General features: G+C 37.8%; 8 protein-coding genes. 7 read left to right on the top strand and 1 reads right to left on the bottom strand.

The window, feature by feature from the left end; translation table 11 throughout:
* The first annotated feature begins 49 nt into the window (after window positions 1-49).
* A complete protein-coding gene (locus FTU95_RS13725; RefSeq protein ID WP_016658834.1) occupies window positions 50-496 on the top strand; it encodes a ribbon-helix-helix protein, CopG family in 447 nt (148 codons plus the stop codon).
* Window positions 497-938: 442 nt separating this feature from the next.
* On the opposite strand, the gene FTU95_RS13730 is transcribed toward FTU95_RS13725, so the two are convergent.
* Window positions 939-2273, bottom strand: a complete 1335-nt coding sequence (locus FTU95_RS13730) for an ISNCY family transposase (protein WP_180078802.1) — start codon at window positions 2271-2273, stop codon at window positions 939-941.
* 284 nt (window positions 2274-2557) lie between these two features.
* Between FTU95_RS13730 and FTU95_RS13735 the strand changes: the two genes are divergently transcribed.
* The 6 genes from FTU95_RS13735 (at window position 2558) to FTU95_RS13760 (ending at window position 7625) form a co-directional block, all read left to right on the top strand.
* Window positions 2558-2953, top strand: a complete 396-nt coding sequence (locus FTU95_RS13735; RefSeq protein WP_005093388.1) for a hypothetical protein — start codon at window positions 2558-2560, stop codon at window positions 2951-2953.
* Window positions 2954-3001: 48 nt separating this feature from the next.
* Complete coding sequence (locus FTU95_RS13740; protein WP_159138998.1) at window positions 3002-4858, top strand: copper resistance system multicopper oxidase; 1857 nt, start codon at window positions 3002-3004, stop codon at window positions 4856-4858.
* Window positions 4845-5834, top strand: coding sequence for a copper resistance protein B (locus FTU95_RS13745; RefSeq protein WP_005093385.1), 990 nt, complete (start codon window positions 4845-4847; stop codon window positions 5832-5834). The genes FTU95_RS13740 and FTU95_RS13745 overlap by 14 nt, the downstream gene beginning before the upstream one ends.
* 623 nt (window positions 5835-6457) lie before the next feature.
* Window positions 6458-6814 carry a type II toxin-antitoxin system RelE/ParE family toxin gene (locus FTU95_RS13750; RefSeq protein WP_159516740.1) on the top strand — a complete coding sequence of 119 codons (357 nt, stop codon included), beginning with the start codon at window positions 6458-6460 and terminating at the stop codon, window positions 6812-6814.
* The gene (locus FTU95_RS13755) at window positions 6807-7109 is read left to right on the top strand and encodes a helix-turn-helix domain-containing protein (protein ID WP_001140620.1); all 303 of its coding nucleotides are present in this window, start codon (window positions 6807-6809) and stop codon (window positions 7107-7109) included. Before FTU95_RS13750 ends, FTU95_RS13755 begins: the two co-directional genes overlap by 8 nt.
* A gap of 198 nt (window positions 7110-7307) precedes the next feature.
* Window positions 7308-7625 (top strand): hypothetical protein, encoded by a 318-nt coding sequence (locus FTU95_RS13760; protein ID WP_159516741.1) that lies wholly within the window; start codon window positions 7308-7310, stop codon window positions 7623-7625.
* The last annotated feature ends 393 nt before the right edge of the window (window positions 7626-8018 follow it).

Raw genomic sequence — 8018 nt, forward strand, 5'->3', positions numbered from 1 at the left:
TCTTAATGATATACTCTAATTGATATACATTTAGATTGGGTTGTTTATAATGTTGATGCTTCGATTACCTGTAGAATTAGAAAAACAGTTAGATCAACTGGCTGAAAAGAGTCAAAGAACGAAATCATTTTTAGCCAGAGAAGCTATTTCTATGAGTATTGAGAGCTTATCGAAAAAATATATACATGAAAACAAAGGGTTAAGTTACATGAATATTAATCTATATGAAACTCTCGTTAAATTTTTTTCTACACCAGTTAATTTAGAAACTGAATCTAGAAAATCTAAATTTATTATGTTTAGTGAGGACGGAAAATTATTTGTTCACAATAACAAAGATAATATTCGCCCTTTAAGCACTGATGAAGTTGATAATTTTTATAAGATTTTTAAGGAAACTGGAAGTCGATCTCCATCAACCTATACCGATGTAACCTTCAACTCATCATATATTCTTGCTGCACTATCTCATTTAAAAGAACAAGCTATTATTTAAATAGCTTATACAAATAAAAAACCCCGGCATCCTGCCGGGGTTTTTTATTGGAACATTAGGTCTTTGTGCTCTTGCATGTCTTATATAGCGCCATCCTGGTGCTTATTTTTTATTATATGGAACTTCCTGTTCCTGACCATTCAATAATATGAAAATTCCAGTATGCCGCATAGCAGCAAAGGGCCGAGATTCACGTAAGCCTAGGCCTACAAAATAGCCTAAATTTCATCCACAGAAATTGGGGATAGTTTTTACCCTGGAAGAGTTGATAACATTCGGAAAATGCCAAAATTGATCATTTTTAAGCCGACTTGTTTCAAAATCGGATTTTTGGGCATTTTGTGATCAGTGTGAAATTTTTAAGTTATTGATATTAATATACAAGTGTTGTTATTCACCAATTAAAATGTCTATGCGATAAACCATTTAAAATGTCCTGTTTTTAACCACAAGAGTCAAGCACAGGATTTAAATTTCTTTGTTCAATAACAGCTTTCTGAGCTTTACGACTCGGCATACTTTTCTTGAGGCGGGAACGTTTATTCTGTTTTTCCAATGCTTCATGCTGTTGCTGGATATGGGCCAGAACCGAACCTAATCTTTTATTCTCAACCACTGCATTTTGCTGTAGTCCAGCCAGTTTATTGAAGACGCTATAATAGATCTTCCGTCCCTCATACATGATGGCGATAGTTCCATCCGGGTACTCCAGAAATGAAATGTATTGCCCAGCAAGCTTATGATTCAGCTCTGTCGGTTCAAGCATATAAATACACTTGTCATAGGTCAGAGTCAGATTCTTGGTGACCTTACGCGGTTCCTGCCAGGTAAAAATATCATCCAGTTCAAGATCAGATTCGGTTAATGGTCGATGCAGGTTCTTTGAGTTTCGCGCACATTTGGCGAACTTCTGATTGAACTGCTCAATAAAGCAGGGCAACCAGGCATTTGCTTCTGCAATCGAACAGATGCCTTCCAGGCGCATCTCCTTGATCAAACGGTCCTGAAGGGTTCTATTCGCTCGCTCTACGCGACCTTTGGCCTGGGGTGAATTGGCGAAGATAATATCAATGTTTAACTCATTCAGAATCCGCCCAAATTGCGTGATCTGGCTGTCTTGCCTGGATTTCTGGTTGACTCTAAATACCGAGTGTTTATCGCTATAAAAGGCCAGAGGCTTACCGTATTGTTCAATGTAGGCTCGGGTTGAAAGCATATAGTCGAAGGTCGTTTCAGCCTCACAAAAGCGTAGATGCAACAGCTTGCCGGTAGCATCATCGATATAAACCAGCAAACAGCATTTGGTGGCTCTTCCTTCAAACCAGTCATGATATGAGCCATCAATCTGGATCAGCTCACCGAAGCAATCACGGTTATAGCGTGGCTGGTATGGGCGTTTTAGACGTTTGGATCGCGGAATCCAAAGGTCATTTGCAGTCATCCAGCGCCGAACCGTTTCTACCGGGATATTCAGGTCAAACATGCTGCTGAGCTTCTCATGCGCCAAGGTAGGTCCAAAGCCCAGCAGATGTTCAGAAATAATGGAAAGACATTCTGATTTTAACAGAACGTCATGGCGACGATGACCCGGTTGACCACGACTGGCATGCGTCATGCCTGAAACACCATCTTGATTGAGCTTCTGCAATAACCGGGTAATTTGACGGGTGGAAAGATTCAGGATTTCAGCAGCACGGACTTGGGTAATACGATGATCTCGAACGTCTTGCAGAACTGCAAGACGTTGAATTTCTTTGTCAGACATAGTGATCAGCATCTATATTTTATATCCAGTCCATGGTGATAAAAACCATCATAAACCAGACATTTTTATTGGTGAGAATATAGACACTTTAAATGGGTTCTAACAAACACGTTTCGTATAAGGTGTATTATGTTAATTTTAGAGAAACTACTAAATTATATTGAGTTGTAAATAGTTGAAATTCCGTTAAGATATATTGGATTAAATTCTATTCCTAGATAGCATTCGTGTTGACTCATCTCTCCAAAAAACTTTGGTTTTGTTTTCTTATGGTTTTTGCCATAGGATGGAGTAGTGTGTCTGTTGCATCAGTAAAGATAATGCATATCAATATGCAAACTGAAATGAGCCAAGATCATTGTTTAGATCAAGCACAGCAAGTCACTCAACATGGTATTAATCACGAAGTACAGACGAATACCGATTGCCATAATCATTTAGCTATTAATCACGAAGTACAGACGAATACCGATTGCCATAATCATTTAGCTATTAATCAGAATATAGATCACAAAAAGTGTCAGGAATGTTCTAGCTTATCCTGCCAGACACAGATCTCATGTCTTCATTCTTTGCAAAGCTCGCTAGATCCCCTAGATACCTTCTATTCTATAGATCAGCCTAATTTTTATTACCTCAACCAATATCTAAATGGGTATTGGCAAGAAATTTCACGTCCTCCTAAAACTTAACCAATTTTTTTTAAAATTTATTTATTTTTCAAAAATTAAGGTTAAGTTATGTCTCATAAAATTAGTTCGTACCTATTAGCAGGTATTTGTTTTGCATCGTCGCCTTTGGTTTTTGCCGAAGTGCGTGAATATCAGCTTGTTATTGATGAAGCAGTGGTCAGCCCAACTGGAAAGCCTGTAAAGCGCATTACCGTAAATGGTCAATTTCCTGCGCCTTTGCTTGAGTTTGAAGAGGGTGATGAAGCCATCATTCGCGTGAAAAATAATTTAAAAAACCAAGATTCTTCTATTCATTGGCACGGACTGTTGTTGCCGGGCATTATGGATGGTGTACCAGGATTTAATGGTTTTAACGGTATTAAGCCTCAAAGCGAGTATGTTTATAAATTCAAGATTCGCCAAAGCGGGACTTATTGGTATCACGCTCATTCTAAAGGACAGGAACAAGACGGCTTATATGGTTCTTTTGTGATTTATCCAAAAGGTAAAACACCATTGGCAGCACATGAAAAAGCTGAACGTGACTATGTGGTGATGTTGTCAGATTTTCATGAAAAAACCAGTGATCAAATTCAGAAAGATCTTAAAATTTCAGCTGAATATTATCAAGATCAGCGTGAAACCTTGGGTGATGTTTGGAAGCAGGTTAAACGTGATGGCATAAAAGCGACATGGTCTGACCGCAAAATGTGGAATCAGATGCGTATGCTAAAAACCGACATGTCGGATGTTACAGGTTATACCTTCCTCATTAATGGCAAAACACCTGAACAAAATTGGACAGGAATGTTTAAACCGAATGAAAAAATTCGCCTACGTTTTGTGAATGCATCTGCGATGTCTTTCTACGATGTCCGTATTCCTAACTTGAAAATGACTGTGGTTAGTGCTGATGGTCAGCCTGTGAAACCCATTTCTGTAGATGAATTCCGTATTGGTACGGCTGAAACTTATGATGTGATTGTGGAGCCAAAAGGTGGACATTATCAAATTGAAGCTGAGTCAATTGACCGTTCAGGTTATGCGATTGGTACGCTACACAATGAACTAAATCCTGTGACACACGGCATTCATATGCCTCAGCCACGTCCACGCTCGCTTTTGACTATGGAAGATATGGGACATGGTGGTGGTGATCATTCAGGAATGGATCATTCGAAAATGAACCATGGCGATATGAAAGGCACGGATCATTCACAGCATAGCGCAGTAAAACCGACTATGGAAGATATGGGACATGGTGGTGGTGATCATTCAGGAATGGATCATTCGAAAATGAACCATGGCGATATGAAAGGCACGGATCATTCACAGCATAGCGCAGTAAAACCGCAAAAAAATGATCAAGTGGTTTATGGTTGGGCAAATGCCTCTACACCTGCAGGTAATAAAGCCTTGCAATATAGCGATTTAAAATCATTAGAGCCGCAAAAAGATACTCGTGAAGCCAGCAGTGAATTGGTCGTGCGTTTGGGCGGTACTATGGAACGTTATATTTGGACCATTAACGGTAAAAAATTTAGTGATGCTGAGCCGTTAAAAGTGAAATATGGCGAGCGTATCCGTATCAAATTTATTAATGACAGTATGATGGCGCACCCGATGCATTTACACGGTATGTTTATGCAGTTGGAGAATGGTCAAGAGTCGGTAGATATGCCAAATAAACACACATTGATCGTACCACCGGGTAAAACAGTTACGGCTTTATTAACTGCGGATGAATTGGGTGAATGGGCAATCCATTGTCATTTGTTGTATCACATGAGTGCGGGGATGATGAACAAGTTAATCGTGGCGAATGTTAGCGATGAACAAGTATCTACAATGCCAATTCAAGGTACAAATTCGACTCAAACTCAACAAGTAACTGAGCAAAAAGGAGCTGAACATGCACATCACTAATTTTGTATTGAAAGCGATTTTTTCTGTTGCGGTATTGAGTTTAACGACCTTAAGTGTGGCGCACGAAGGGCATCATTCAACTACTCAGAATAATGGGAAAAATATGCCATCAATGAATCATCAAGCCATGTCTGAGATGAATCATTCACAACATTCTGCACAAGAGCATGCACAACACATGCAGATGATGGGGAAAATGAACCATGGTCAGATGAATCATGCACAACATCAGGCAACATCTACGGTTAATCATTTACATCATGTACCAGATGCGAATACTCAGCAGAGTTCGCATTATGATCATCGCTCAGAACACGGTGCGCAAATTTATGCGATTACGACGGTGGATAATAAGTGGTTTGTCAATGAAGATGGCACAGGCGGTTTAAAGTCAGAGTTTGAAACCCGTATTGGCACAGATGAAAATAAGGTTTTTATTAAAGTTCATGCCGATAAAGAAGAATCGCATGATGCACATTATGATGCCAAACTTTTATATAGCCGTATGATTTCAGACTTTTGGGATGCACAGATTGGTGCACGTTATCGCAGTGAAAAAGTTGAACTCGATGATCATCGCAAAGACACCGAAGAAAATGTTGATGCAGTGATTGGCTTACATGGTATGGCACCATATTTCTTTGAAACTGATGCTTATCTCTATGCAGGAGAAGACAGTTATGCGGGTTTTAGTCTAGAAACGGAACGTGATTTTCTGATTACGCAAAAGTTGATTATTCAAACTTATTTAGAGTTGGATGCGATCTTTAGTGATGACTCTAAATATGCGAAAAAAACTGGTTTAAGCAGTGCAACCGCAGGGCTTGAAACTCGCTATGAAATCAGTAAAAAGATCATGCCGTATATCGACATTGCCTATGAGTATTCAAAAGGTAATGATGAAACGTCGTGGCAAATAGAATCAAACTCTGAGAAAGGTTGGTTATATGGAGCTGGTGTTAGATTTAGATTTTAATTAATTTAATGATTACTAAATAGCTTTATTTAAATAAAACTCTAGCTTAATGTGGCCGGAAGCAAAATGTTAACTTATTTTGCTCCCTCCCTCCCATTTAACATAATGGGCGTTATACGAAATGCGATTTTAAATAATATTATTTATCAAAGGTTTAAGACAAAAAACACACAACCTTCAAGATCAAAAAACACACGTTTTAACAACTCGTGTGTTTTTTAAGCAGATTTGTAATCTTTCGCCAATAAAATCGTCTAAAAAATGCTCAATTTTGGCATTTTCCCAATGTTCTCAGCTCTTCCAGGGCGAAAACTATCCCCAATTACTGTGGATGAAATTTAGGCTATTTTGTACGCTTTGGCTCACATAAAACTCGGCCCTTTGCGGCTATCCAGGATAGGTGAATTTTCCTATGATGAAGTCATAGAGAACAGGATGTTCCAAACAACAAGAATAAGAAAGATCGCACCAGGAGCGTGAGGTAAGACAGGAGTCATACCTAGCAACCCAATATGAGAAACCCCGGCAGGATGCTGGGGTTTTTTATTGCCTATCTTTTCTCATTTGCAAAACAAGCATAATACCCCTAAAATATAGACTATAATCTATATTTTGGTTGTAGTATGTGGACAGTCATTACGACAGATCTATTTAATCAGTGGCTTGAACAGCAAGATGAATCGACACAAGAGAAGGTCCTAGCTGCCCTGGTTGTTCTACAGCAGCAGGGACCGAGTTTAGGCCGTCCTTTAGTAGATACTGTGTATGAGTCTAAATTTACCAATATGAAAGAACTGCGTGTTCAACATCGCGGTAGGCCCTTAAGAGCTTTCTTCGCATTTGATCCCTTACGACAGGCTATTGTTCTATGTATTGCTGATAAAGGCGGTAAAAAGCGTTTTTACCAAGACATGCTTGATATTGCAGATGAACAATACCAACTTCATCTCACCACCCTAGGAGATAAATCTAATGGCTAAGACTCTGCAAGAATTGTTAGCTAGCCGCTCTCCAGAGAGCCAAGCCCGTATTCAAAAAATGGCTGATGAATTACTGCTAGAAAATCAGCTTCATCTTATTCGTGAAGAACTCGAAATTTCTCAAAAAGAGCTTGCTGAAACTTTGGGAATAAAACAGCCATCGCTTTCAGCAATAGAAAATCGTGGCAATGATCTTAAGATTTCAACCATGAAAAAGTATGTTGAGGCAATGGGAGGGAAGCTCCGTATTGATGTAGAGCTTCCAACAGGAAAACATATAGGATTCAATGTTTAACAATAAAAATGGGGGCCTATAGCTCCCATTTTTAACTTCGTATAAGGTGTATTATGTTAATTTTAGAAAAATTTAAAATTAATGTCTCTTAAAAAGGCGATAAAAAATATTTTTTGATTCAGTTAGAGCATGTCAAAATATTCTATGAGAATATATATTTAAGATAATATTTAAGATAATATTTAAGGAAATAATCCAATGATTTTTAAGAAAATTAAGGAAAAGATTATACTCCATAAAAAAAATGAGCAAATATTCTATGAATTAGCTCTTACTGAGTTCTCAACTGGCAATAAACGACCTGGCCTGTGGGCTATGGCCCTCTCTAAATCGGAAGGATCAATAGAAAAAGCTAATGCTTTATATATTGGGTTACTTGCCGAAGAAATTAAAAGTGATGAATATTTAGAAGCTACTAAAATTGAGGCTATTGAAAAAGAAAAACAAAAAGAAATGAAAAAACTTATAGATCCTAGATTTAAAGAGCCACAACCTTACTTAAAGAAAGAGCATTAGTAATTGACCTATTTAATATAATAGGCTGTTATACGAAATCAAAAAAGCCTAGACTCAGGTCTAGGCTTTAAATTTTTAAAAATACATAAAAATCAAGTTGATATAATTAATTTTTCAGTTTCGTATAACGTGTATTATGTTAATTTTAGGAAAGCTTTAGGATTAATAGCTAAAAATGCGTTGCACTTGGTATTTGAATCTACGGATGAAAGAATGAAAAAATACTTGATACTAATAATAATCCTTATAATTTATTTTATTTATTCTAGGGTCTGTTGACATTTTCTGTTCAAAAAAATAGCGAGAAAGTAAAATTTAATCGCCAAACCAAATTTACTTCTCGCTATGCCTCGTACAATGCTGAATGATCAACACTGGTCTAAGTTACTTTCT

Origin of the sequence: Acinetobacter sp. YH12208 (assembly GCF_013418055.1) — a bacterium.
GTDB classification, from domain to species: domain Bacteria; phylum Pseudomonadota; class Gammaproteobacteria; order Pseudomonadales; family Moraxellaceae; genus Acinetobacter; species Acinetobacter pseudolwoffii.